The 22,040-nt window shown below is 67.7% G+C and carries 22 protein-coding genes; 11 read left to right on the plus strand and 11 right to left on the minus strand.

Annotated elements, in window-relative coordinates:
- Positions 1 to 2: 2 nt before the first annotated feature.
- A complete protein-coding gene (locus GU927_RS00545) occupies positions 3 to 311 on the minus strand; it encodes a BufA1 family periplasmic bufferin-type metallophore (protein ID WP_394357648.1) in 309 nt (102 codons plus the stop codon).
- Positions 312 to 467: 156 nt separating this feature from the next.
- A complete protein-coding gene (locus GU927_RS00550) occupies positions 468 to 1,199 on the minus strand; it encodes a heparan-alpha-glucosaminide N-acetyltransferase (protein ID WP_161760250.1) in 732 nt (243 codons plus the stop codon).
- A 158-nt stretch (positions 1,200 to 1,357) separates the two neighbouring features.
- Here GU927_RS00550 and GU927_RS00555 point away from each other — a divergent pair, with 158 nt between their 5' ends.
- Entirely contained in the window at positions 1,358 to 2,197 is an 840-nt protein-coding gene (locus tag GU927_RS00555) for a cobalamin B12-binding domain-containing protein (RefSeq protein ID WP_161760251.1), read from the plus strand.
- A gap of 185 nt (positions 2,198 to 2,382) precedes the next feature.
- On the opposite strand, the gene GU927_RS00560 is transcribed toward GU927_RS00555, so the two are convergent.
- Positions 2,383 to 3,393: a GlxA family transcriptional regulator gene (locus tag GU927_RS00560; protein ID WP_161760252.1), complete on the minus strand. Its 1,011-nt coding sequence runs from the start codon at positions 3,391 to 3,393 to the stop codon at positions 2,383 to 2,385.
- Position 3,394: 1 nt separating this feature from the next.
- Entirely contained in the window at positions 3,395 to 4,312 is a 918-nt protein-coding gene (locus GU927_RS00565; RefSeq protein ID WP_161760253.1) for a LysR substrate-binding domain-containing protein, read from the minus strand.
- Between the two features lie 119 nt (positions 4,313 to 4,431).
- Here GU927_RS00565 and GU927_RS00570 point away from each other — a divergent pair, with 119 nt between their 5' ends.
- Positions 4,432 to 5,664 (plus strand): aminopeptidase P family protein, encoded by a 1,233-nt coding sequence (locus GU927_RS00570; protein WP_161760254.1) that lies wholly within the window; start codon positions 4,432 to 4,434, stop codon positions 5,662 to 5,664.
- A gap of 81 nt (positions 5,665 to 5,745) precedes the next feature.
- Entirely contained in the window at positions 5,746 to 6,438 is a 693-nt protein-coding gene (locus tag GU927_RS00575; protein WP_161760255.1) for a M48 family metallopeptidase, read from the plus strand.
- On the opposite strand, the gene GU927_RS00580 is transcribed toward GU927_RS00575, so the two are convergent.
- From GU927_RS00580 to GU927_RS00590, 3 genes are read right to left on the minus strand one after another with little or no spacing between them, the layout of a single operon-like run.
- On the minus strand, positions 6,426 to 6,980 hold the full coding sequence (locus tag GU927_RS00580) for an RSP_2648 family PIN domain-containing protein (RefSeq protein WP_161760256.1): 555 nt from the start codon (positions 6,978 to 6,980) through the stop codon (positions 6,426 to 6,428). The genes GU927_RS00575 and GU927_RS00580 overlap by 13 nt on opposite strands.
- Positions 6,980 to 8,209: an RSP_2647 family RNA methyltransferase gene (locus tag GU927_RS00585; RefSeq protein ID WP_232489079.1), complete on the minus strand. Its 1,230-nt coding sequence runs from the start codon at positions 8,207 to 8,209 to the stop codon at positions 6,980 to 6,982. Before GU927_RS00585 ends, GU927_RS00580 begins: the two co-directional genes overlap by 1 nt.
- 38 nt (positions 8,210 to 8,247) lie before the next feature.
- A complete protein-coding gene (locus GU927_RS00590; protein ID WP_217765493.1) occupies positions 8,248 to 8,940 on the minus strand; it encodes a DUF6778 family protein in 693 nt (230 codons plus the stop codon).
- A gap of 262 nt (positions 8,941 to 9,202) precedes the next feature.
- Between GU927_RS00590 and edd the strand changes: the two genes are divergently transcribed.
- From edd to GU927_RS00605, 3 genes are all read left to right on the plus strand, one after another.
- Complete coding sequence (gene edd, locus GU927_RS00595) at positions 9,203 to 11,020, plus strand: phosphogluconate dehydratase (protein ID WP_161760258.1); 1,818 nt, start codon at positions 9,203 to 9,205, stop codon at positions 11,018 to 11,020.
- A gap of 100 nt (positions 11,021 to 11,120) precedes the next feature.
- Positions 11,121 to 11,759 carry a bifunctional 4-hydroxy-2-oxoglutarate aldolase/2-dehydro-3-deoxy-phosphogluconate aldolase gene (locus GU927_RS00600; protein WP_161760259.1) on the plus strand — a complete coding sequence of 213 codons (639 nt, stop codon included), beginning with the start codon at positions 11,121 to 11,123 and terminating at the stop codon, positions 11,757 to 11,759.
- 67 nt (positions 11,760 to 11,826) lie between these two features.
- Positions 11,827 to 12,288, plus strand: coding sequence for a VOC family protein (locus tag GU927_RS00605; protein ID WP_161760260.1), 462 nt, complete (start codon positions 11,827 to 11,829; stop codon positions 12,286 to 12,288).
- A gap of 112 nt (positions 12,289 to 12,400) precedes the next feature.
- Here GU927_RS00605 and GU927_RS00610 read toward each other — a convergent pair whose 3' ends face one another.
- Positions 12,401 to 12,688 carry a hypothetical protein gene (locus GU927_RS00610; protein ID WP_232489080.1) on the minus strand — a complete coding sequence of 96 codons (288 nt, stop codon included), beginning with the start codon at positions 12,686 to 12,688 and terminating at the stop codon, positions 12,401 to 12,403.
- Between the two features lies 1 nt (position 12,689).
- Positions 12,690 to 15,476, minus strand: a complete 2,787-nt coding sequence (locus GU927_RS00615; protein ID WP_161760261.1) for a [protein-PII] uridylyltransferase family protein — start codon at positions 15,474 to 15,476, stop codon at positions 12,690 to 12,692.
- Positions 15,477 to 15,584: 108 nt separating this feature from the next.
- Between GU927_RS00615 and GU927_RS00620 the strand changes: the two genes are divergently transcribed.
- The 5 genes from GU927_RS00620 to GU927_RS00640 all read left to right on the plus strand — a co-directional run bounded on the left by GU927_RS00620 (position 15,585) and on the right by GU927_RS00640 (position 19,263).
- A complete protein-coding gene (locus GU927_RS00620) occupies positions 15,585 to 16,055 on the plus strand; it encodes a YbaK/EbsC family protein (RefSeq protein WP_161760262.1) in 471 nt (156 codons plus the stop codon).
- A 207-nt stretch (positions 16,056 to 16,262) separates the two neighbouring features.
- Positions 16,263 to 16,718, plus strand: a complete 456-nt coding sequence (locus tag GU927_RS00625) for a DUF2852 domain-containing protein (protein WP_161760263.1) — start codon at positions 16,263 to 16,265, stop codon at positions 16,716 to 16,718.
- A 66-nt stretch (positions 16,719 to 16,784) separates the two neighbouring features.
- Positions 16,785 to 17,234, plus strand: a complete 450-nt coding sequence (locus GU927_RS00630) for an RDD family protein (protein WP_161760264.1) — start codon at positions 16,785 to 16,787, stop codon at positions 17,232 to 17,234.
- A gap of 104 nt (positions 17,235 to 17,338) precedes the next feature.
- Complete coding sequence (locus GU927_RS00635; protein WP_161760265.1) at positions 17,339 to 18,181, plus strand: arginyltransferase; 843 nt, start codon at positions 17,339 to 17,341, stop codon at positions 18,179 to 18,181.
- Positions 18,182 to 18,351: 170 nt separating this feature from the next.
- Positions 18,352 to 19,263 carry a calcium/sodium antiporter gene (locus GU927_RS00640; protein WP_161760266.1) on the plus strand — a complete coding sequence of 304 codons (912 nt, stop codon included), beginning with the start codon at positions 18,352 to 18,354 and terminating at the stop codon, positions 19,261 to 19,263.
- A gap of 201 nt (positions 19,264 to 19,464) precedes the next feature.
- Here GU927_RS00640 and GU927_RS00645 read toward each other — a convergent pair whose 3' ends face one another.
- Together GU927_RS00645 and GU927_RS00650 are read right to left on the minus strand one after the other, a co-directional pair.
- Positions 19,465 to 20,553, minus strand: coding sequence for a TRAP transporter substrate-binding protein (locus GU927_RS00645; protein WP_161760267.1), 1,089 nt, complete (start codon positions 20,551 to 20,553; stop codon positions 19,465 to 19,467).
- Positions 20,554 to 20,584: 31 nt separating this feature from the next.
- Positions 20,585 to 22,036 carry a TRAP transporter large permease gene (locus tag GU927_RS00650; protein WP_161760268.1) on the minus strand — a complete coding sequence of 484 codons (1,452 nt, stop codon included), beginning with the start codon at positions 22,034 to 22,036 and terminating at the stop codon, positions 20,585 to 20,587.
- Positions 22,037 to 22,040: the final 4 nt, after the last annotated feature.

Below are 22,040 nucleotides of genomic sequence, written 5' to 3' on the forward strand. Positions count from 1 at the left end.
GATCAGGCCTCGGGAACATCCCGCTCCAGCGCCTCGAGCGATCCGCTCCGCGCCATGCCATCCTCGGCCGCCGGCAGTTCCATGGTCAGGCAGGTGCCCGCCGGAACCAGCTTCCATGCGTTGCCCTGATAATCGACCTTCGACGTGCCGGCACAGGTCGTGCCCGGACCGGCAGCGCAGTCATTCTGCCCCGCCAGCGCCACGCCAAAGCACTTTTCCATCTCCTCGGCCATCACCGGCGTCACGGCCATCGCGCCAAGCGCGCAAGCCAGCGAGGCACCAAAGACGAAACGGGACGTCATCGCAGTCATGTCTATCTCCCTGTCATACCCGAAAGGCCATCTGCCCTTCCCCAGACAGTTCGCAGGCAGGTGCCGCAGCATTACAGCAGTCGCGGTTTCGTGATGGACGCGCTCGCCAGCAGGTCCGGCCGTCGCCGTCTCGGAACCCTGCCGCAGCCGTCCGCGCTATGCCCGCACCAGCTGCGTGCCCAGCCAGACCAGCGCGATCAGCACAGGCTGGTGCAGCAGATAGATAGCCAGCGAATGCCGCCCCGGCCAGGCCAGACGCCGCGCCAGCGGGCCGCCCTGCCCCAGCCGGTCCCAAAGCCCCGCCCGCGCCGCCAGTTTCGCCGTCCCCATCCCCGCCAGCAGCGCGCCGGTCCACGGAAAGACGGGCACGAAATCCATCGTCCATGGCAATTGCGTGCCCAGCCCGATCCAGACCAGCCCGCGCCCGTTCATTGCGTCAAACCCGAACTTCCGGTCCACCCAGACCACCCCCAGTGCCAGCACCACCAAGGCCACCCCCGGCAGGCGGATCAGCGCGATCCCCAGCAGCGAGGCCAGCACGATGGAATGCAGGATGCCGAAAAAGATGAAGGCCTCGGGAATCGCCAGCCGCGTCGCCACCGTCACGGCAAGGGCGGCCAGCCCCACCCGCAGCAACCTGCGCGCGAAGGCGCTCCAGCGCACTCCCGCGCCATGAGCCAGAACCAGACTGACCCCCGCCAGAAACAGGAAACTTCCCGCCACAACCCGCGCCAGAACGGCCCAGCCCCCCGTCACCGTCGTGCCCGCGGGCAGATGGCCGAAAAGTTCGAGATCGAATGTGAAGTGGAACAAGACCATACCGGCCAGCGCGACCGTCCGCGCCACATCCACCGCCACCAGCCGCCCCGCCGCATCCGCCCTGCCCAAACCCGCCTCCTGCCTGCGAAACCGTGCGATCGGGCGCAGTTTTGCGGGCAAAAACGCCGCTTCACAAGTGCAACACGCTGCCCGGGGCCGCGCAACGCGACCTTTCGCGGATTGACTTCCCCCCTGCGCTGTGCGCCGATGGCCGCAGGGAACCGAGGGTGACCGTCAACCAACCCGTACATGCTTCGATGTCTGCCGAATTTGACGACCAGAGTACAAGTGCCACGCTGTCGGAGCCCCAATCCGCCAGACACCGACGTTTTGACCAGCGCGACCACGTCACGGCGCTGGCCTCGGAAGTGCTGCATCAGGTCGCCCGCCGCGCCGTCGAGATCCGCAAGGCCCGCGACCGCGAGGCCATCCTTGCCGCCGCCGTCGCCCTGACCTCCGGCACAGAGGAAGACGCCGCGCTCTCGCTCGAATCGCTGGACGATCCGCTGCACGAGCTGGACTGGTTCCTTGCCGAACGGCTGGGTCCCATCGCCAAACAGATCGGCAACCTCTGGACCGCCGACAAGGTCTCGTTCCTCGAGGCGACGGTGGGCGCCTCGCGCATCTATTCCTATCTGCGTTACCGCCGCCGCCCGCCGCGTCTGCCGGAAAGCGGAGTGCGGAAATCGGCCACCTTCGCGCTCGTCCCCGGCGACATGCACACGCTGGGCATATCGGCCGCCACCGATGTCTTCCGCGCCCGTGGCTGGGACATCACCCTGCTCATCGGCCACAGCCATGACGAGCTTTCAGCCCATTTCGAAACCTCGCAGGACATGCTCTACGGCTTCTCCGCAGGCTCCTCCCACTCGCTCGAGGCGCTGGGGCGGCTGGTCGTGGCACTCACCGTCGCGCGGCCTGCCGCGCAGGTCATGGTCAGCGGCCAGATCACCACCGATCCTGCTGCCGTTCTGGCCCTGCCCGGCATCGACCATTGCGAGACGGACCTCGACTCCGCCTGCCGCTGGTTCGAAGACCACACCCGCGCCGCCAAGACCCCCGCCTGACGGCGGATTTCCGCTCTATGTCAGGGGTTTAGACCGCTAAACCGATGCATCGGGCAGCGCGCCTATGCCTTGCGTCGGATCGACAGACAGACCTGCCCGCGCCAGTCTCTTCCCACGCACCCGCTCCCCCGGGTGCACGTCCCCGAGTCCGGCGCGGGGGGTCAACCGGCCCCCCGCGTCCGCCCTCAGCCCTCGGCCAGTTGGCGGTTCGACAGGCGGCGCGGCGATACGCCATAGCGCTGGCGGAAGGCCTTGGTGAAGGTGTTGGTCGCGTTGAACCCGCAGCCATAGGCCACTTCCGCCACCGGCATGTCCGTCTCGGTCAGCAAGGCCCGCGCCCGCTCCAGCCGCAGCCCGTTCAGGTACTGCTTGGGCGACATGCCGACATAGCGCTGGAACAGCCGCTCCACCTGCCGCCGCGACACGCCCATCTTCTCGGCCAGCGCCTGGATATCGACGCCCGCCTCCAGATTCTCCTCGAAACTGCGGATCACCTCGACCAGCACCGGATTGCGGATACCAAGGGTCGAGGACAGCGACATCCGCTGCCGCAGGTCGGCAGGCCGCTGCTGGCCGTGCAGGCACATCTTCAGCACCGCATCCGACAGCCGGTCGCCATAGTTCTGCGCCACGATCTCGATGAACAGGTCGGTCGCCGCCGCGCCCCCCGCACAGGTCAGGATACGCCCGTCGATGCAGTAAAGCTGCTCCAGCGGCCGCAGATGGCCGAAGGTCTCGACGAAAGGCGGCAGGTTCTCCCAATGCAGGGTGAAGCTCCGCCCCTCCAGTATCCCCGCCTTGGCCAGCGCATAGGCCCCAGTGCACATGCCGCCCACGGTCCGCCCCTGCCGCCACTGCTGGCGCACCCAGTCCGCCACGCGGCGCGAGGTCGACTTCTCCGGCTCCACGCCCGCGCAGACGAACACCATCGACTTGGGCTTTGTATCCCCCAGCGGCCCGTCCACCTGCACCTTCAACCCGTTGGAACAGCCCACCGCCTCGCCCGTCTCGGACAGCACGTCCCATTCGAACAGCGCCTGCCCCGCCAGCTGGTTGGCGATTCTCAACGGCTCGATGGCCGAAGAGAACGCGATGAGCGAGAAGTTGGGCAACAGCACAAAGGTCATCCGGACCGGTTCGCCCACGCTCGGCACCGGCACATGCGCCACACCCTTGGGAACAAAATTCGCGGTCATCTCACGCTCCATGTCCAGTCGCCGCCTCGGGGGTCGCACCATCGCGCGACGCAAAGGCCCAGTCGCGGAAAGCCCGCGCATCCCGTGCCCGCGCCGGATCGTCCATTTCTGCCGTCAGCAGATGATAGCCGTATTCCTCCAGTACCGACACATCCGACAATTGCACCAGCCGCCCCGCATCCAGATCGGGCCGGATCATCGCGGCGGGACACAGCGCCACCCCCTGCCCTGCCAGCGCCGCCGCGCGCAGCAGGTTGAAATCCTCGAACACCGCCGCCCCCGTCTGCACGGGCATCGGCACGCCCATCCGGCGAAACCACGCGGCCCATCCGCTCTGGTCCGTGTCATGCAACAGGCCCAGCGCCAGATATTCCGACGGGCGCACCGGACGCCCGCCGCGCAGGATGGTCGGGCTGCACACCGGCACGCTTTCCCCGCCAAGGAAGGGCTCCGATTCCACCGACAGGAAATCCGGCCGGCCCTTCGCAAAGACGAAGGCCAGATGGACATCCCGGAAATCTATATCCCTACCGTGCATGGCATAAACCACCCTTATCTCCACCTCCGGATGCGCCGCGCGAAACCCCGCAAGCCGCGGGATCAGCCAGCACACCGCCACCGACGGGATCGCCGCGATGACCAGCGGCCCCGCCCGTTGCCCCACCTTCGCCCGCGTGCAGGCCGCCTCCATCTCGGCCAGCGACAGGCTGACCGCCCGCGCCAGCTCCGCCCCGTGCGGCAACAGCTTCGGCCTTCCGCCCTCGCGGTCGAACAGCGGCCCGCCCAACCAGTCCTCCAGATGCCGGATCTGGTGGCTGACCGCCGACTGCGTGACGAAAAGTAAATCCGCAGCCGCCTTGAACGAACCCGTCTTTGCAACTGCCTCGAAGGCACGCAAGGCATTTAGGGGAATCTGCATGAACCACCGCCCAAGGCCAAATGAGATTTTCTCACCCATTGCATGAGAAACCGTCTTTTGACAACCGCCCCCCGATTAACCGAGTTTGCCCCCAACCAATCAGCAGAGGGGTCCATCACATGGAACGCGAAAGACTTCAGAACTACGTGGGCAACGGCGAACCCGTCACCCCCACCTTCTCGGCCGCCGAGATGCAGCGCCGCCTCGACGCAATCCGCAAGGTGATGGCGGACAAGGGCATCGACGCCGCGCTCTTCACCTCCTACCACTGCATCAACTACTACTCGGACTTCCTGTTCTGCTACTTCGGCCGCCGCTACGGCCTCTTGGTGGACCACAACATCTCCACCTCCATCTCGGCCGGCATCGACGGCGGCCAGCCGTGGCGCCGGACCTTCGGTGGCAAGAACGTCACCTACACCGACTGGCAGAAGGACAACTACTTCCACGCCATCCGCCAGCTCACCGGCGGCGTGAAGCGTCTGGGGATCGAATTCGACCACATCACCATCGACACGCTGAACCTGCTCAAGGCCGAATTCCCGAACATGGAATTCGTCGACATCGCCGGCCCCTCGATGCGCCTGCGGATGATCAAGTCGGCCGAGGAAATCGCCCATATCGAAAAGATGACCCGCATCGCCGACATCGGCGGCGCCGCCTGCGTCGAAGCCACCCAGGTGGGCGTGCCGGAGCATGAGGTCGCGCTGCACTCCACCGCGACGATGGTGCGCGAAATCGCCAAGGTCTGGCCGCATGGCGAACTGCTCGACACCTGGACCTGGTTCCAGTCGGGCATCAACACCGACGGCGCGCACAACCCCGTCACATCGCGCAAGATCGAACGCGGCGACATCCTGTCGCTCAACTGCTTCCCGATGGTCGCGGGCTACTACGTCGCGCTGGAGCGGACGCTCTTTGCCGAAACCGCCACCGACGAACACATCCGCCTGTGGGAATTCAACTGCAAGGTCCACGATCGCGGCAAGGAACTGCTGGTGCCGGGCAACAAGTGCAGCGACATCGCCAAGGAACTGAACGCGATGTATGCCGAAGCGAACCTGCTGCAGTACCGCAGCTTCGGCTACGGCCACTCCTTCGGCGTGCTGTGCCACTACTACGGCCGCGAAGCGGGCCTCGAACTGCGCGAGGATTGCGACACCGTGCTGGAGCCGGGCATGGTCATCTCGATGGAACCGATGATCACCATCCCGAACCACCTGCCGGGCGCCGGTGGCTACCGCGAGCATGACATCCTCGTCATCACCGACGACAACAACAAGGGCAACCGCAACATCACGGGCTTCCCCTATGGCCCCGAGCATCTGATCGTCGGCAAGAAAGCCGCCTGATCCGCCCTTTGCAGAACATGGAACGGGGCCGCCGCAAGGTGGCCCCTTTTCCTTTCCGCCGCGCTGCCCATATCCTGTGGCATGACCGCGCTCCTCATCCCCACGCTCATCGCCATAGGCTACGCGCTGCTGATGTGGCGCTTCTCCGTCTGGCGGACGGGCAAGATGCTGGACCAGCAGTCCCGCCCCCTGACCGACCCCGCCATCACCCGCCTTGCCGACCGCATGGCCGCGGCCCTCGACGTGCCCTCCATCCCAGTGCATGTGTTCGAGGTGGACCCCGTCAACGGCCTTGCCGCCCCCGACGGGCGCATCTTCCTGACGCGCGGCTTCCTGAACCGGAAAATGCGGGGCGAGGTGACGGCCGAGGAACTCGCCGCCGTCATCGCCCATGAACTGGGCCACGTGGCCCTTGGCCATACCCGCCGAAGGATGATCGACTTCACCGGCCAGAACGCGGTGTTCGTCGTGCTGTCGGCGGTCCTGAACCGTTTTCTTCCCTTCATCGGCGTCTGGATCGCGAACCTGATCTCCGCCGCCCTTGCCGCACGCCTGTCCCAGCGCGACGAATTCGAAGCCGACGCCTATGCCACCGCGCTCCTGCTGAAATCCGGCATCGGCACCGGCCCGCAAAAGACGCTCTTCCGCAAACTCGATGCGATGACCAAGGGCAACAGGGGCGACATGCCGGCATGGCTGCTCTCGCACCCTTCCAGCGCCGAACGCATCGCCGCGATCGAGGCGAACGAACGCCGCTGGCTTCAGCCCGCCTGATCCGCCGTCACGGCCTTGGCCAGCCGCGGCAGACCCGCCCGCTTCAACAGCGCCTTCAGCGACACAGGCCCCCCCGCCATCTCGCAGGCCCGCGCATGGACCCGCGCGATCACCGCGCCCGCCGCCACGGGATCACCCGACCACAGCTCCCACAGGAACCCGTCCGGATCGCGCCGCGCCACCCCCTCGCCCGCCAGCACATGGCGCGGGAAATCGGCCGCGTTGAAGGTCACGATGGCATCCGCCCCGCCCGCCACCGCCACGGCCAGAACATGCGTGTCATTCGGATCGGGCAGCACCAGCCGCGCCTCCACCCCCGGTGCCGCCGCCACCATGGCGCGCGGAAACACCTCGCGCATCAGCGCGGCCATTCCCCGCGCCTGCGCCTCGGCCCCCGGGCCCAGCTTCACCACTGCCCGCGCCCATTCCTCGAGGATGCGCTCCGACCATTTCGGCTCGTAAAGCCCCGCCTCGGCACAGCCCAACAGGATGTCCCGCAGCACCGGCGGGAACAGCACGCAGGCATCCAGAACCGCCCGCATCAATCCAGACGGAAGAACAGCGACTTCAGATACCCCGACTCGGCCAGTTGCGGCAGCATCGGATGGTCCGCCCCGGCGAAACCCGTGTGCAACAACTGCCCCCGCCGCCCCCCGCGCCCGATCCCGCGGGCCGATGCATTGCGAAAGGCCGACAGGTCCGCCGCATGGGAACAGGAACACAGGCCCAGATACCCCCCCGGCGCCACCAGCGGCGCCGCCAGCCGCGCCACCCGCTCATAGGCGCGCAACCCCGCCTCCAGCGCATTCTTCGACGGCGCAAAGGCGGGCGGATCGCAGATCACCAGATCGAACCGCTCCCCTTCGCCCGCCAAAGCCTCCAGCACGGCAAAGGCATCGCCCTGCCGCACGGCAAACCGGTCCGCCACGCCAGAGGCCGCAGCCCCCGCCTCGGCCAATCCCAAAGCCGCCGCCGACGCATCCACCGCCAGCGCGGACGAAGCCCCGCCCGCCAGCGCCGCCAGACCGAACCCGCCCACATGGGCAAAGACATCCAGCACCCGCGCACCCTTGGCCAGCCGCGCCGCAAAGGCATGGTTGGGCCGCTGGTCATAGAACAGCCCCGTCTTCTGCCCGCCCGTCACATCGGCCATATAGGTGGCCCCGTTCATCGGCACCGCCACCGGCCCCGCGACCGCACCGCACAGGACCACCGTCTCCTCCGCCAACCCTTCAAGGCCGCGCGACCGTCCCGTGCCGTTCTTGACGACCGTCGAAACCCCCGTCACCGCGCGCAGCGCCGCCACCAGCGGCTCCAGCAGTATCTCGGCCCATGCGGCATTGGGCTGCACCACCGCCACATCCCCGAACCGGTCGATCACCACGCCGGGCAGGCCATCCGCCTCGGCATGGACCAGCCGGTAGAAGGGCGCATCGTAAAGCCGCGCGCGCAACTCCAGCGCCCGCGACAGCCGCGCCGCGAACCACGCCTGATCCACCACCGCCCCGGGATCGCGGTCCAGCATCCGCGCCACGATCTTGGACTTCACGTTCACCGTGACCAGCCCCAGCTCCCGCCGCTCGCCATCCTCCAGCACGCACAGCGTGCCGGGCGCGATATTCCCCGTCCGCCGGTCCATGACCAGCTCGTCGGCATAGACCCAAGGAAAACCATGGCGGATCGCCCGCGCCTCGGCCTTGGGTTTCAGCCGCACCACGGGGCGGCCACGGGCGGGTCCGTCATCGGAAATGGAAGAAGGGGAGGACATCATGCCCTCCCCTTACCCGTTCCTGCCCGATTGTGAAAGTCTCAGCGCAGCGCGACCGTCGCGGGCGACCCCACCGCCCGCGCCACCAGCGCGGGGTCCGTCACCGGCCCCGACAGCTCGCGCCGCAGCGTCTCGACCAGCTTCTCGGTCACGACCACCTTCTGCGTGCGGCCCGCCTGCTCCTCGGCAATGGCGGCCTGACCGCCCGCCGCCTTGGCATCCGCCGCCACGCGGCGCGGCCCGTCGATCACCGCCCCCGTCGCCGCATCGCGCACCGTCAGGTCAAAGACCATGTTATGGGTGCCCCCGACCGTATAGCGCGTCTTCTCCGTCACCCCGTGGAACCGCACAAGCGTCAGTTCCAGCACCGCCGGACGCGGCCCGTTCATCGACGCCGCCGCCTGCTGGCCCGCGGTCTGGAAGATGGCCGCGATCTGGCTGTGACGGTCGCCGGGCGCATCGCCGCGCCAGACGATGTCCGCGATCGGATAGAACACATTGGCCTCCGACACCCGCAGCGACCGCGGAACCGCAACGCGCACATCCGCGATGGAATAAAGCGGTGCCACCACCCGCACGCCGGTCCCCACATCCGGGATGGACCCCGTCCCGCGCGACGCCAGCGTCAGCGCATCCGGCGCGACCCCGCGGCTGGCCGGTTCGGTGGCCACGCAGGCCGACAGGACCAGCACGGCAGCAAGCGAGGCGAATTTCATCAGGGCGTTCATAACCATACCTCCGGTCAATATGACCCATACGTCTGGATGCATGTATGGGAATCAAATGTGGCGCAAATTGGTTAACGGCAGAACATTTCCGCGGTTTATGCTTGGCATGGAAACAATCGGCCACATTATCGCCCGATAGGACACGCTGCTATACAGATGGCCAACAAGGGGCTCTGGCCTCCTCACCGGCCCACGCCCCCCTTGAACTGGTTGTTAGCGCTAACAACATCTGTTAGAACCCCGCCAGCCGCCGCCGAAGGAGTCGCCCATGTCACGCCCGCAGTCGCTGCATCCTGCCATCGCCCGCGTCACGGACCGGATTCGCGCCCGGTCCGCCGCCACGCGTGCCGCCTATCTCGACCGCATGGGTCGGGCGGCACAGGCCGGACCCGCGCGCGGCCACCTCGCCTGCGGCAACCAGGCCCATGCCTATGCCGCGATGGGCACGGACAAGGACATGCTCGCCGCCGGTCGCGCCCCGAATATCGGGATCGTCACCGCCTATAACGACATGCTCTCGGCCCACCAGCCCTTCGAAACCTACCCCGCCCTGATCCGCGCCGCCGCCCGCAAGGCCGGTGCCACGGCACAGGTGGCAGGCGGAGTGCCCGCCATGTGCGACGGCGTGACCCAAGGCCAGCCCGGCATGGAACTCTCGCTCTTCTCCCGCGACGTCATCGCGCTCGCCGCGGGCGTCGCCATGTCCCACAACACCTTCGACAGCGCCCTCTACCTCGGCGTCTGCGACAAGATCGTGCCGGGCCTCATCATCGCCGCCTCCACCTTCGGCCATGTCCCCTCGATCTTCGTCCCCGCGGGCCCCATGACCTCGGGCCTGCCCAATGACGAAAAGGCCCGCGTCCGCAACGCCTATGCCGCAGGCGAAATCGGCCGCGACAAACTGATGGAGGCAGAGATGGCCTCCTATCACGGCCCCGGCACCTGCACCTTCTACGGCACCGCCAACACCAACCAGATGCTGATGGAGTTCATGGGCCTCCACCTCCCCGGCGCCTCCTTCGTCAACCCCGGCACGCCGTTGCGCGAGGCGCTGACGACGGCGGCCGTGGAACGCGCGGCCCAGATCACGGCGCTCGGCAACGACTACCGCCCCGTGGGCGAAATCCTCGACGAACGCGCCTATGTGAACGGGCTCGTGGGCCTCATGGCCACGGGCGGCTCCACCAACCTCGTGCTGCACCTGCCCGCCATGGCCCGCGCCTCGGGCGTGATCCTCGACCTGCAGGACTTCGCCGACATCTCCGAAACCGTCCCGCTCATGGCCAAGGTCTACCCCAACGGCCTTGCCGACGTGAACCACTTCCACGCCGCGGGGGGCCTGTCCTACATGATCGGCCAACTCCTCGACGCGGGCCTCCTCCACCCCGACGCCAAGACGGTGGCGGGCGACGGCCTCTCCCTCTACCGTCAGGAACCGAAGCTCCGGGACGGCAAACTCCACTGGGAAGACGGCGCCAACGCCACCCTCAACGACAAGATCCTGCGCCCCGCCACCGATCCGTTCCAGCCGACGGGCGGGCTGAAACAACTCACCGGCAACCTCGGGCGCGGCGTCATCAAGGTCTCTGCCGTCGCCCCCGACCGCCACGTGATCGAAGCCCCCGCCCGCATCTTCCACGATCAGGACAGCGTGAAGGCCGCCTTCAAGCGCGGCGAATTCACTTCCGACACCGTGGTCGTCGTCCGCTTTCAGGGGCCGCAGGCCAACGGGATGCCGGAACTCCACTCCCTCACCCCCACGCTCTCGGTGCTGCAGGAACGCGGCCTGAAAGTCGCCCTCGTAACCGACGGCCGCATGTCCGGCGCCTCGGGCAAGGTTCCCGCCGCCATCCACGTCTCGCCCGAGGCGGCGTCGGGCGGCCCGCTGGCGCGCCTGCGCGACGGCGACATCATCCGCCTCGATGCCACACAAGGCACCCTCACCGTCCTCGCCCCCGATTTCGACAGCCGCACCCCCGTGACCGTGGACCTGACGGCCAATGGCTTCGGCATCGGACGCGAGCTTTTCGCCGCCTTCCGCGCCCATGTCGGCCCCGCAGAAACCGGGGGGGCTGTCGTCGTCTGACGGAACGCCCCCGCATTTTCCGTCCCCAAATATCCTGCGGGGGTCCGGGGGTGCAAAACCCCCGGCGCTCGCCGCCAGCGCACCGTCGAAAGGAATCGCCATGACCCCCGCCGAACAATCCGCCGCCGCGCTCCGCGTCTGCCAGCTCGCCCCCGTCGTCCCCGTCCTCGTGATCGACGACCTCGCCCATGCCGCCCCCCTCGCCCGCGCGCTGGTGGCGGGCGGCCTGCCCGCGCTGGAAGTCACGCTCCGCACCCCTGTCGCGCTGGACGCCATCCGCGCCATGGCCGACATCGAAGGCGGCACCGTCGGCGCGGGAACCCTCCTCACCCCCGCCGACGTCAAGGCCGCCAAGAAAGCAGGCGCCACCTTCGGCGTCTCGCCCGGTGCCACCGACAGCCTGCTGAAAGCCTGCGAGGATGAGGGCCTCCCCCTCCTCCCCGGCGCCGTGACGGCGTCCGAGATCATGGCGCTCCTCGAACGCGGCTATACGGTGCAGAAATTCTTTCCCGCCGAACAATCGGGCGGTGCGGCCTTCCTCAAATCCATCGGCTCCCCCATCCCGCAGGTCAAATTCTGCCCCACCGGCGGCATCAGCCTGAAGAACGCGCCCGACTACCTGTCGCTCAAGAACATCCTCTGCGTCGGCGGCTCATGGGTCGCGCCGAAGGAGGCGATGGCCGCAGGCGACTGGGCCACGATCACCCGCCTCGCCGCCGAGGCGCGCGCCCTGCGCTGAAAGGCTTGCCCGACTCTCCCCTCCCGCGCATTCTCAGAATGAGACGCAATGCAAGGGAGAGGCCACCATGACCGGACCCAGCCTGCAAACCTGCCTCTGGTTCGACGATCAGGCGCAGGAGGCGGCGGAATGCTACGTCGCGCTCCTGCCCGGATCGAAGATCCTGCACAGCTTTCCTCGGCGGGGCGGGACGGGAACCTTCCTCGTCCACCTCTCGCTTCTGGGCCAGCGCTACACCTTCCTCAACGGCGGCCCGCATTACCGCCTGACCCCCGCCGCCTCGATCGAGGTGCATCTGGACACGCAGGTCGAGATCGACCTCCTCTGGAACGCCCTGCTGCAAGGCGGTCAGGCGATGCGCTGCGGCTGGCTGACCGACCGTTTCGGCGTATCATGGCAGATCATCCCGCGCAGCCTGATCCGCCTGATGCAGACCGAAGACGATGCCGTGGCCCAGCGCGTGACGGCCGCCATGATGCAGATGGTCAAACTCGACGGCCCGGCGCTGGAAGCCGCCGCCCTCGGCTAGGCGATTTTTGGCGCAAAAATCGCCCCGAAATCTGACGCAGATTTCGGAACCCGACGCCGCGCTCCGGAAAATTCTGCGTCAGAATTTTCCGCGATTTCTGCGTCAGAAATCGCTAAACGCCCCCCACCCGCGCCGCGCGCCCGCCGCGCCGCTTCGGCGCCTCCGGCGTCATCAGCCCGTCCTCCAGCACCTTCGACATCGGATGATCCGGCGCGCCCAGCGCATATTCCGCCATCAGCACGCGGATCGCATCCTTCATCGGCGCATCCACCGGCAGGCTCAGCGCCCAGTCGACAAGGATCGACCGGCACTCGCCCGGCGTGATCCCCTCGATGCGGTAACTCTCCCGCACCAGCCCCTTCGGGTCCGCCTCTTTCAGGTCCAAAGCCCGTCTCCCCATCTCATGCCCCCTGCCCGACATGGGCCGCGATCACCGCCTCGGCAAGGCCCGTCACCGCCTCCAGCCGCTCGGACAGCGCCTCCGCCCCCGCCTCGCCCGTCTCGCGCAGCACAAAGGCACAGGCCCCCTCGCCAAGGCTGCCCGGCTCCACCACGCCATCCGTGATCAACCGCGTCCCCGCCTGCAACCGCCACAGCAACCTGTAGGCATCCAGCAGCACCCGCGCGTCCGAATCCGACACAATGCCGCCCTTTCGCCCCGCCTCGATCTGCCGTTCCACCCCCCGCGCGGGCGATCCGGCCAACAGCGCGGCCATCTGCGCCATCAACTCGATATCCATCAACCGCCCGGGGCCGTTCTTGGCCTCCCACAGGCCGCGCGCCGGTTTCGCCGCCTGCAACCGCGCCCGCATCTCGGCCACGTCCGACCGGACCTTCGGCCCCTGCCCCTTCTCCACAAGCAGATGCCGCCGGAACGCCTCCACCGCCGCCATCACCTCTGCCGCCCCTGCCAAGGGCCGCGCGCGGGTCAGCGCCAGATGCTCCCATGTCCAGGCCTCGCCCTCCTGATAGCTGGTGAAGGACTGGAAGGACGTCGCCACCGGCCCCTGCCGCCCGCTGGGCCGCAGCCGCATGTCGACCTCGTAAAGCCGCCCCTCCGGCATCTGCGCCGTCAGCGCCGTGACGAAGGCCTGCGTCAGCCGCGCGTAATAGGCCCGCGTGGCCAGCGGACGCGGCCCCTCCGACGCCTCCACCCCCTCGGCGTCATAGATCACGATCAGGTCCAGATCGGACCCCGCATTCAACCGCGCCGCCCCCAGCGACCCCATCCCAAGGACGACCGCCCCCTTCCCCGGCAAGGGCCCGTGCTTGCGCGCGAATTCCGCACAGACGACCGGCCACAGCGCGGCAATCACCGCCTCGGCCAGATCGGCATAGTGCTTGGCCGCCTCGAAGGCATCGACCAGCCCGCGCAGATGATGCACTCCCACGCGGAAATGCCACTCCTTCATCACCCGCCGCGCGGCGCCCAGCTTCTTTTCGTAATCCCCCTCGGCCTCCATGCCCTTCGCCACCGCCTGCACCAACGGCCCCACCCCCGGCCATGGCGCAAAGAACGACCCGCCGATCACCCCGTCCAGCACACCCGCATTGCGCGACAGATACCGCGCCAGCGCGGGCGACGTCCCCGCGATGTCGATGATCAGATCGATCAGCGCCGGATTGGCCTCGAACAGCGAGAAAAGCTGCACCCCCGCCGGCAAGCCCGCCAGAAACCCGTCCAGCGCCACCAGCGCCTCATCCGCATTGGCCGCCCGCATCAGCCGCTTCAACAGCACGGGCCGCAACCGCCGGAAGATCGCCTGCGCCCTTTCGGACCGCAGCGCAGGGTAATGCGACCACCCCTCCACGATCCCCCGCGCATGATCCGAAAGCTCGGGTCCCTCCTCCGCCTGCCCCGGCGCAAAGAACCCCTCCGTAAGCCGGTCCACCCGCGCCAGCCGGTCCAGCAGCCCCGCGCGGAACGCCCCCTCCTCCTCGCCGCAGAAGGCCGCGATCCGCGCCACCCCCTCCGCCGTCACCGGCATGTCATGGGTCTGCGCGTCATTCACCATCTGCAACCGGTGCTCCACCTCGCGATGCGCGCGATAAAGCGCGGTCAGCTCCTCCGCCACATCCCCCGGGATCCACCCCTTCGCCGCCAATGCCGCAAGGCCACCGACGGTCGTCCGGTCCCGCAGGTCCGCATCCCGCCCCCCCGCGATCAGCTGCCGCGTCTGGGTGAAGAACTCGATCTCGCGTATCCCGCCCTGCCCCAGCTTCATGTTGTGCCCCTCGACCGTCAGGGGCCGGTTCAACTGTCGGTGCTCGCGGATGCGCAGGCGCATGTCATGGGCATCCTGGATGGCGGCGAAATCCAGATGCTTGCGCCAGACGAAGGGCACCAACACCTTCAGGAACCGCTCCCCCGCCGCCAGATCGCCGCCACAGGGCCGCGCCTTGATATAGGCCGCCCGCTCCCATGTCCGCCCGACGCTCTCATAGTAACTCTCCGCCGCCGCCATCGAGAGGCAAACCGGCGTCACCGCCGCGTCCGGCCGCAGCCTCAGGTCGGTGCGGAACACATATCCCCCCGCCGTCAGGTCGCTCAGCAGCGCCGCCATCTTCCGCGTCACGCGGATAAAGGCCGCCCGCGCCTCGCCCGCCTGATCGCCATAGCGCGTCTCGTCGAACAGGCAGACAAGGTCGATGTCGGAGGAATAGTTCAACTCCCCCGCCCCCATCTTCCCCATGGCCAGCGCGACCATGCCCGCCCCCGTCGCCTCGTCCCCCGCCACGGCACCGGGCAGCTTGCCCCGCCGGATCTCCTCGCCCACGAACCAGCGGATCCCCAGATCCACCCCCAGATCTGCCAGCCGCGTCAGCGCCCCCGTCACCTCCTCCAGCCGCCACACGCCCCCCACGTCACACAAGGCCGCCAGCAGCGCCGCCCGCCGCTTCGCCACCCGCAACGCCTCGCCCAGCGCCTCGGCCCCCTCCACCCCCACGGGCGCGGCCAGCACCGCCTCCATCGCCGCCTCCGGCGCGCCCGCCAGCGCCCCGCGCAGCCATTCCGCCTCGCGCCCCATCAGCCCCTTCAGATAGGGCGAACACCCCGCCGTCGCGGCCAGCAGACCCGCCACCTCGGGCGGCAGGTCGGCGAAACTGCGCCCCACATCGGCGGCAGCCTCGCGGTCAAAGGCGATGGGGGAACGGTTCAGGCGGGCGGCAAAGGGCGCATGTGTCATGGCCGAAGCCTTGCACCGCCCGCCCCGCAGGGTCAACGCGTCAACCCGACCCCCGTTGCGCTGCCTCCGACCGTCACGCTAGACCTGTGCCATCCGACAGGAGCCCGCATGTCCAAGAGCCTCGCCCGCGTCACCGCAGCCCTCCGCGCCGCAGGGCTGACCATCACCCCCGTCGAAACCGCGACCGAAACCCGCACCGCCCAGCAGGCCGCCGATGCGGCGGGCGTGCATCTCGACCAGATCGTGAAATCCATCCTCTTCGCGGGCGAAACCTCGGGTCGCCTCTTCCTCTTCCTGACCGCAGGCGGCAACCAAGTCGCCGCCGACCGCGCCACTGCCCTTGCCGGCGAACCGCTGGGTCGCGCCGACATCGCCACCGTCCGCGCCGTCACGGGCTTCGCCATCGGCGGCGTCGCCCCCGTGGGCCACCTGACACCCTCCCCCACCTTCCTTGACCCCCGCCTCATGGATTTCCCCACCGTCTGGGCCGCCGCCGGAACCCCGCGCCACATCTTCCCCATCGCGCCTGCCGATCTCTTGCGCATCACCGCCGCCCGGACCGCACCCTTCACCGCCTGACGCCCCCCATTTTCCGTCTTCAAATATCCTCGGGGGGTGAATGGCCGCGCCCGCGCGGCCAGAGGGGGCGCGAGCGCCCCCTTGACCCCTCCCCTCCGCCCCGATGTGAATTATTTTAACATTACCCCTTGAACCCGCCCCGCCGCCCCCTCATCTTCCCCGATGTGAAGGACATTCACATAACACACGCAACGGGAGAAACCGCCGATGTACACCACCCCCGCCGCCGCCGCGCGTCCCGCTGGCGGTCTCCTCGCCTGGCCCCGCCGCGCCGAAACCTGGCTTGACGGCCACGGCCGCAAGGCCTGGATCACCGCCATGGTGCTGGGCTTCATCTTCTTCTGGCCCGTGGGCCTCGCCCTCGTCGCCTACATGACCATCACCAACCGCTGGAGCAGAACCATGTTCGGACAATCCTGCCGCACCTCCCGCCACACGCATTGGGGCGCGCAGCGCGTCCATTCCTCCTCGGGCAACAGCGCCTTCGACGCCTACAAGGCCGAAACGCTCCGCCGTCTGGAAGAGGAACAAGCCGCCTTCGAAGGTTTCCTGAACCGCCTGCGCGAGGCGAAGGACAAACAGGAATTCGACGCCTTCATGGAAGATCGCAGCCGCACCGCCGCCCGCCCCGTGGCGGACGACCGCCCCGCCAGCGACGCCTGATCCCCGACACCCCCTTGATCCGGTGGCCCGCAAGGGCCACCTTTCCCTCCGACCGAAGGAGCGACGATGTTCACCGACAGCTACCAGCCCGCCCTGCCCGACCCCGACCGCCACGCGGAATTCTACGCGGGCGTCGCATTCAAGCGTGCGCTGGCATGGGTCGTGGACACGATCTTCGTCACGCTCATCGTCTTTCTCGTCACCCTCGTCACCGCGCTGACCGCGCTCTTCATCCTGCCGCTGGTCTGGCTGGCCGTGGGCTTCCTCTACCGCTGGGTCACCCTCAGCGGGACGTCGGCCACCTGGGGCATGCGCCTGATGTCCATCGAATTCCTCGACCGCACCGGCAAGCGGTTCGATGCGGCCACGGCTTTTGTCCATACGCTGGGCTACTCGCTCTCCATGGCCTTCGTGATCCCGCAGCTCCTCTCGGTGGCGCTGATGATGCTCAGCCGCCGCGGTCAGGGCCTGACGGACATGGTCCTCGGCTCGGTCGCGATCAACCGCGCGGCCTGAACCCGCGCGTTCCGGCACAAAACCGCCCGCTTTGCGCGGATTCCCGGCTTGGCGGCTGGCATTCCCCTTGCTAGGGTGACGGCTGATCCCAATTCCGTCAGCAGATGCGCCACACCCTTCCCATCGCGCCCCAGTTCTATGTGACGGCTCCCCAGCCCTGCCCCTATCTGGATGGGCGCATGGAACGGAAGCTGTTTACCGCGCTGCAGGGCGAACACGCGCAGAAGCTGAACGACACCCTGTCGAAACAGGGCTTCCGCCGCAGCCAGAACGTGCTCTACCGCCCCTCCTGCGCGGAATGTTCGGCCTGCCTCTCGGCCCGCATCCGCGTCGCCGACTTCGCCCCCCGCCGCACCCAGCGCCGCATCCTGAAGAAATGCGAGGATTTGCGCCGCAACGCCACCTCGCCCTGGGCGACCGAGGACCAGTTCGCGCTCTTCCGCCGCTATCTCGACACGCGCCACGCCGATGGCGGGATGGCCGACATGGACATCTTCGAATTCGCCGCGATGATCGAGGAGACGCCGATCAAATCCCGCGTCATCGAATACACCCGCCCCGCGCGCGAGGGCGAGCGGGGACGTCCCCTTGCCGCTGTCTGCCTGACGGATGTCTTCGATGACGGGCTGTCGATGGTCTACAGCTTCTACGACCCCGGCATGACGGACTTCTCGCTCGGCACCTATGTGATCCTCGACCACATCGCCATCGCGGCCGAGGCGGGTCTGCCTTACGTCTATCTCGGCTACTGGGTGCCGGGCAGCCGCAAGATGGGCTACAAGGCCACCTTCCCCGCGCTGGAAATCTACAAGGGTGGGCGCTGGCAGGACATCGGCGATCCGGCCGACCACAAGGCGGAACTCCACCCCCTCTCGGTCGACCCCATCGCGGAACAGGTGGCCCGCATCTCGCTGCCCGACACCCGCACCCCGCGCGACGCTTCCTGACCCCACACCGACAGCGTGGCCGGAAGGCAACGTCCGCCCCCGACCCCGCCACCCGACGGGGAATTTTGCCCCCCGCCCGCCGCTGCGGCCTTGTATCCCGCCCCGCCAGCCCAATCTCTGCCCAAGCCCGCCGCGCCAAGCCCGGCGCAACGGGCCAAGCGGGAGCATCCATGACCTATCTACTGTTCGGTATCGGCCTTCTGTGCCTGTTCTTCGGCGGCGAATATCTCGTGCGCGGCGCCTCGGCGGTGGCGCGCCATTTCCGCCTGTCGCCCATGGTGATCGGCCTCACAATCGTGGGCTTCGGCACCTCCGCGCCCGAGATGCTGGTCTCGGTGCAGGCCGCGCTCGAAGGCAGGCCGGGCATCGCCATCGGCAACGTGGTCGGCTCCAACATCGCCAATATCCTGCTGATCCTCGGCGTCTCGGCCCTGATCGCGCCACTCCTGATCCCCGCTCGCAAGCTCTGGCGCGATCTGGGCTTCATGCTTGCCGCGACCGCCATCCTCTGGGTCATGCTGCTCGACGGCGATATCTCCCGTCTGGAAGGGATCCTGCTGCTCGCGGGACTTGCCACCTTCCTTGGCGTGGCCTTCCTGACGGGCAAGCAGGACTCTGACGAGGTGACGGTGGGCGACATCCCGCAATGGAAGGCATGGGCCATGACGGCGGCCGGTCTCGTGGTGCTTGTCGTCGGCGCAAGGCTGCTCGTCGACAGTGCCACCGAACTCGCCCGCGGCTTCGGCATCTCCGAGGCGGTGATCGGCCTGACCATCGTCGCGGTCGGCACCTCGCTGCCGGAACTGGCCACCTCGGTCATCGCGGCCATCCGCAAACAGACCGAGATCGCGGTGGGCAACATCGTCGGCTCCAACGTCTTCAACATCTTCGGCATCCTTGGCACCACTGCCGTCATCGCCCCCATTCCCGCCGAGGCGCGCTTTGCCCTGATCGACATGCCATGGGCCGCGGCCACGGCGGTCGGCCTGACGCTGCTCGCCTTCCTTCTGGGCGGCCTGCCCCGCATCGCCGGTGCGCTGCTGCTCGGTGCCTATGGCGGCTATCTCTGGCTGATGGGGTAAGGACGACGCAAGGGTGGCGGCCGTCCCGCCGGGGTGGCTGCACGGACCCCGTGCGGCCGCCCCGGGGGGGGCGGGACGGCCGCCACCCGGGCCATTGGGCCCGGGTGATGACCCGACCGTCGCGCCCTTGTGCCCTGCCCCCGCGCGACAAAGGAAAAGGGCCGCCCCGCAGGACGGCCCTCTCCGGTCGCTGAACGATCCTCACCCGCGCGGGCGGTTGCGGATCATGAAGGTGTCGAAGGTGTATTCGGCCACCTGATTCCACAGGTTCGCCTCGTTGCGATAGGCCTGCTGGCTTTCGAAGATCGTCTTGAAATCCGCATTCTCCGCCGACAGCGTGGCGTAAAGCTTGTTGGACTCCTCGAAGGCCTTGGCCATCACGTCATCCGGATAGGGCTTCAGCTGCGCCCCGCCCGCGATCAGGCTGCGCAGCGCGGCAGGGTTGCGGTAGTCGTATTTCGCCAGCATCGTCGCATTGGCCCGCGCCGCCGCACTCTCGACAATCGCCTTGTAGGCGGGCGTCAGCTCGTTCCACTTGTCGAGATTGATCATGAAATGCAGCATCGCGCCGCCTTCCCAGAACCCCGGGTAATAGTAGTAGGGCGCGACCTTGTTCAGACCCAGCTTCTCGTCGTCATAGGGACCGACCCATTCCGCCGCGTCGATGGTGCCACGTTCCAGCGCCGGATAGATCTCGCCGCCCGGAATCTGCTGCGGAACGACGCCCAGCGCCTCCATCACCTTGCCGCCCATGCCGCCGATGCGCATCTTCACCCCCGCCAGATCGGCCAGGCTGGTGATCTCCTTGCGCCACCAGCCGCCCATCTGACAGCCCGTGTTGCCCCCCGGGAAGGCATGCAGGTTCTGCTTGTTGTAGAACCCGTTCATCATGTCGATGCCGCCACCGTCATAGTTCCACGCGTTCAGGCCCCGCACGTTCAACCCGAACGGCACCGCCGTGCCCAGCGCATAGGTCGGGTCCTTGCCCCAGTAGTAGTAGGACGCCGTATGCGTCATCTCCACCGTGCCCGCGGCCACCGTGTCGGCGGCTTCCGGCATCGGGACGATCTCGCCCGCCGGAAAGGGCTGGATCTGGAAGTTGCCGTCCGTCGCCTCGCTCACGTATTTCGCGAAATCCTCGGCCGCGCCATAGATCGTGTCCAGCGCCTTGGGAAAGCCCGAGGTCAGACGCCAGCTGACCTTCGGCGCCTCCTGCGCGATGGCAGGCGCGGCCAGCGCTGCCGCAGCCGAACCGACGGCAGCGGTCGTCAGGAAATTCCGTCTCTTCATGTAGTCCTCCCTTGTGTCACTTTTCAAAGTTTCAGTCACCCGCCGGCGCCGGAGCGGGCGACGGCGAAAGATCCAGATCCAGCGCCGGCGGCTCCAGCCCCGGCATGGGCAGCGCATCCAGTTGCTGGCTCACCGCGGCATCGTCCAGCAGCACCTCTTCGGAGATGAACCCGTCCACGATCCCCGGGAATGCGATGATCAGCGCGACAAGGATCAGCTGCAGCCCGATCCACGGGATGGACCCTAGATAGATGTCGCGGCTCTTCACCTCGGGCGGCGCGATCCCGCGCAGATAGAACAGCGCGAACCCGAAGGGCGGATGCATGAAGGCCGTCTGCATGTTCACGCAGAGCAGCACCCCCAGCCAGACAAGGTCGATATCCAGCGCCAGCGCGGTGGGGATCAGCAGCGGCACGACGATGAAGACGATCTCGAAGAAGTCGAGGAAGAAGGCGATGAAGAAGATGAACACGTTGACAAAGATGAGGAACCCGATCCGCCCGCCGGGGATGTGGGACAGCATGTGCTCGATCCACTTGCCGCCGTTCACCCCCTGGAACACCAGCGAAAACACCGTCGCGCCCACAAGGATGAAGATCACCATCGCCGTGATCCGCATCGTCTGGTCCGACGCGTCCCACACCATCCGGTTGGAATACCGCCCATGCGCCAGCGCCAGCAGCACCGACCCCACCGATCCCATCGCCCCCGCCTCCGTGGGCGTGGCCAGCCCCATGAAGATCGTCCCCAGCACAAGGAAGATCAGCACCAGCGACGGCACCATCCCCCAGGCCAGCTTCTTGGCCAGCGCCGCCCCGCGCAGCGTGCGCGCCTCGGGCGGCAGCGGCGGCACCTTCTTGGGCGCAAAGATCGACACGCCAAGGATGAACAGCGTGAACAGCGCCACCTGCGCCAGCGACGGCCCGACCGCGCCCCAATACATGTCCCCCACCGGCACGCCCAGCTGGAAGGCCAGCACGATCAGGACAAGGCTCGGCGGGATCACCTGCGTGATTGTCCCCGACGCCGCGATCACCCCCGTCCCGATCCGCATGTCATAGCCGTATTTCAGCATGATCGGGATCGAGATCATCCCGATGGCGATGACGCTCGCCGCCACCGTCCCCGTGATCGCGCCAAGGATCGCGCCGACATAGATCACCGCATAGGCCAACCCCCCGGGCACCGATCCGAACAACTGCCCGAACCCTTCCATCAGATCCTCGGCCAGCCCCGATTTCTCCAGCACCACCCCCATGAAGGTGAAGAATGGGATCGCCAGCAGCAGGTCGTTCGACATGATCCCGAACACCCGCGCGGGCAGCGCCTGCAGGAAGGCCAGTCCGAAATACCCCACCTCGATGGCGACAAAGCCGAAGGCCAGCCCCAGCGCCGCCAGCGAGAAGGCGACAGGAAAGCCGAACAGCAGGAACAGGATCAGCCCGCCGAACATCGTGGGCGCAAGAAGGCCGTAATCAAGCATGGAG

This window comes from Paragemmobacter amnigenus (assembly GCF_009908265.2).
Classification (GTDB): Bacteria; Pseudomonadota; Alphaproteobacteria; order Rhodobacterales; family Rhodobacteraceae; genus Paragemmobacter; species Paragemmobacter amnigenus.

Bases quoted from the DNA above. Each gene is read 5' to 3' on its own strand.
- GU927_RS00605 (WP_161760260.1), top strand. From the start codon at position 11,827: ATGACCGGACCCAGCCTGCAAACCTGCCTCTGGTTCGACGATCAGGCG.
- GU927_RS00635 (WP_161760265.1), top strand. From the start codon at position 17,339: ATGCGCCACACCCTTCCCATCGCGCCCCAGTTCTATGTGACGGCTCCC.
- GU927_RS00545 (WP_394357648.1), bottom strand. From the start codon at position 311: ATGACTGCGATGACGTCCCGTTTCGTCTTTGGTGCCTCGCTGGCTTGC.
- GU927_RS00615 (WP_161760261.1), bottom strand. From the start codon at position 15,476: ATGACACATGCGCCCTTTGCCGCCCGCCTGAACCGTTCCCCCATCGCC.
- GU927_RS00585 (WP_232489079.1), bottom strand. From the start codon at position 8,209: ATGATGTCCTCCCCTTCTTCCATTTCCGATGACGGACCCGCCCGTGGC.
- GU927_RS00620 (WP_161760262.1), top strand. From the start codon at position 15,585: ATGTCCAAGAGCCTCGCCCGCGTCACCGCAGCCCTCCGCGCCGCAGGG.
- GU927_RS00570 (WP_161760254.1), top strand. From the start codon at position 4,432: ATGGAACGCGAAAGACTTCAGAACTACGTGGGCAACGGCGAACCCGTC.
- GU927_RS00650 (WP_161760268.1), bottom strand. From the start codon at position 22,036: ATGCTTGATTACGGCCTTCTTGCGCCCACGATGTTCGGCGGGCTGATC.
- GU927_RS00560 (WP_161760252.1), bottom strand. From the start codon at position 3,393: ATGACCGCGAATTTTGTTCCCAAGGGTGTGGCGCATGTGCCGGTGCCG.
- GU927_RS00610 (WP_232489080.1), bottom strand. From the start codon at position 12,688: ATGGGGAGACGGGCTTTGGACCTGAAAGAGGCGGACCCGAAGGGGCTG.
- GU927_RS00580 (WP_161760256.1), bottom strand. From the start codon at position 6,980: ATGCGGGCGGTTCTGGATGCCTGCGTGCTGTTCCCGCCGGTGCTGCGG.
- GU927_RS00590 (WP_217765493.1), bottom strand. From the start codon at position 8,940: ATGGTTATGAACGCCCTGATGAAATTCGCCTCGCTTGCTGCCGTGCTG.
- GU927_RS00640 (WP_161760266.1), top strand. From the start codon at position 18,352: ATGACCTATCTACTGTTCGGTATCGGCCTTCTGTGCCTGTTCTTCGGC.
- GU927_RS00600 (WP_161760259.1), top strand. From the start codon at position 11,121: ATGACCCCCGCCGAACAATCCGCCGCCGCGCTCCGCGTCTGCCAGCTC.
- GU927_RS00645 (WP_161760267.1), bottom strand. From the start codon at position 20,553: ATGAAGAGACGGAATTTCCTGACGACCGCTGCCGTCGGTTCGGCTGCG.
- GU927_RS00630 (WP_161760264.1), top strand. From the start codon at position 16,785: ATGTTCACCGACAGCTACCAGCCCGCCCTGCCCGACCCCGACCGCCAC.
- GU927_RS00565 (WP_161760253.1), bottom strand. From the start codon at position 4,312: ATGCAGATTCCCCTAAATGCCTTGCGTGCCTTCGAGGCAGTTGCAAAG.
- edd (WP_161760258.1), top strand. From the start codon at position 9,203: ATGTCACGCCCGCAGTCGCTGCATCCTGCCATCGCCCGCGTCACGGAC.
- GU927_RS00625 (WP_161760263.1), top strand. From the start codon at position 16,263: ATGTACACCACCCCCGCCGCCGCCGCGCGTCCCGCTGGCGGTCTCCTC.
- GU927_RS00575 (WP_161760255.1), top strand. From the start codon at position 5,746: ATGACCGCGCTCCTCATCCCCACGCTCATCGCCATAGGCTACGCGCTG.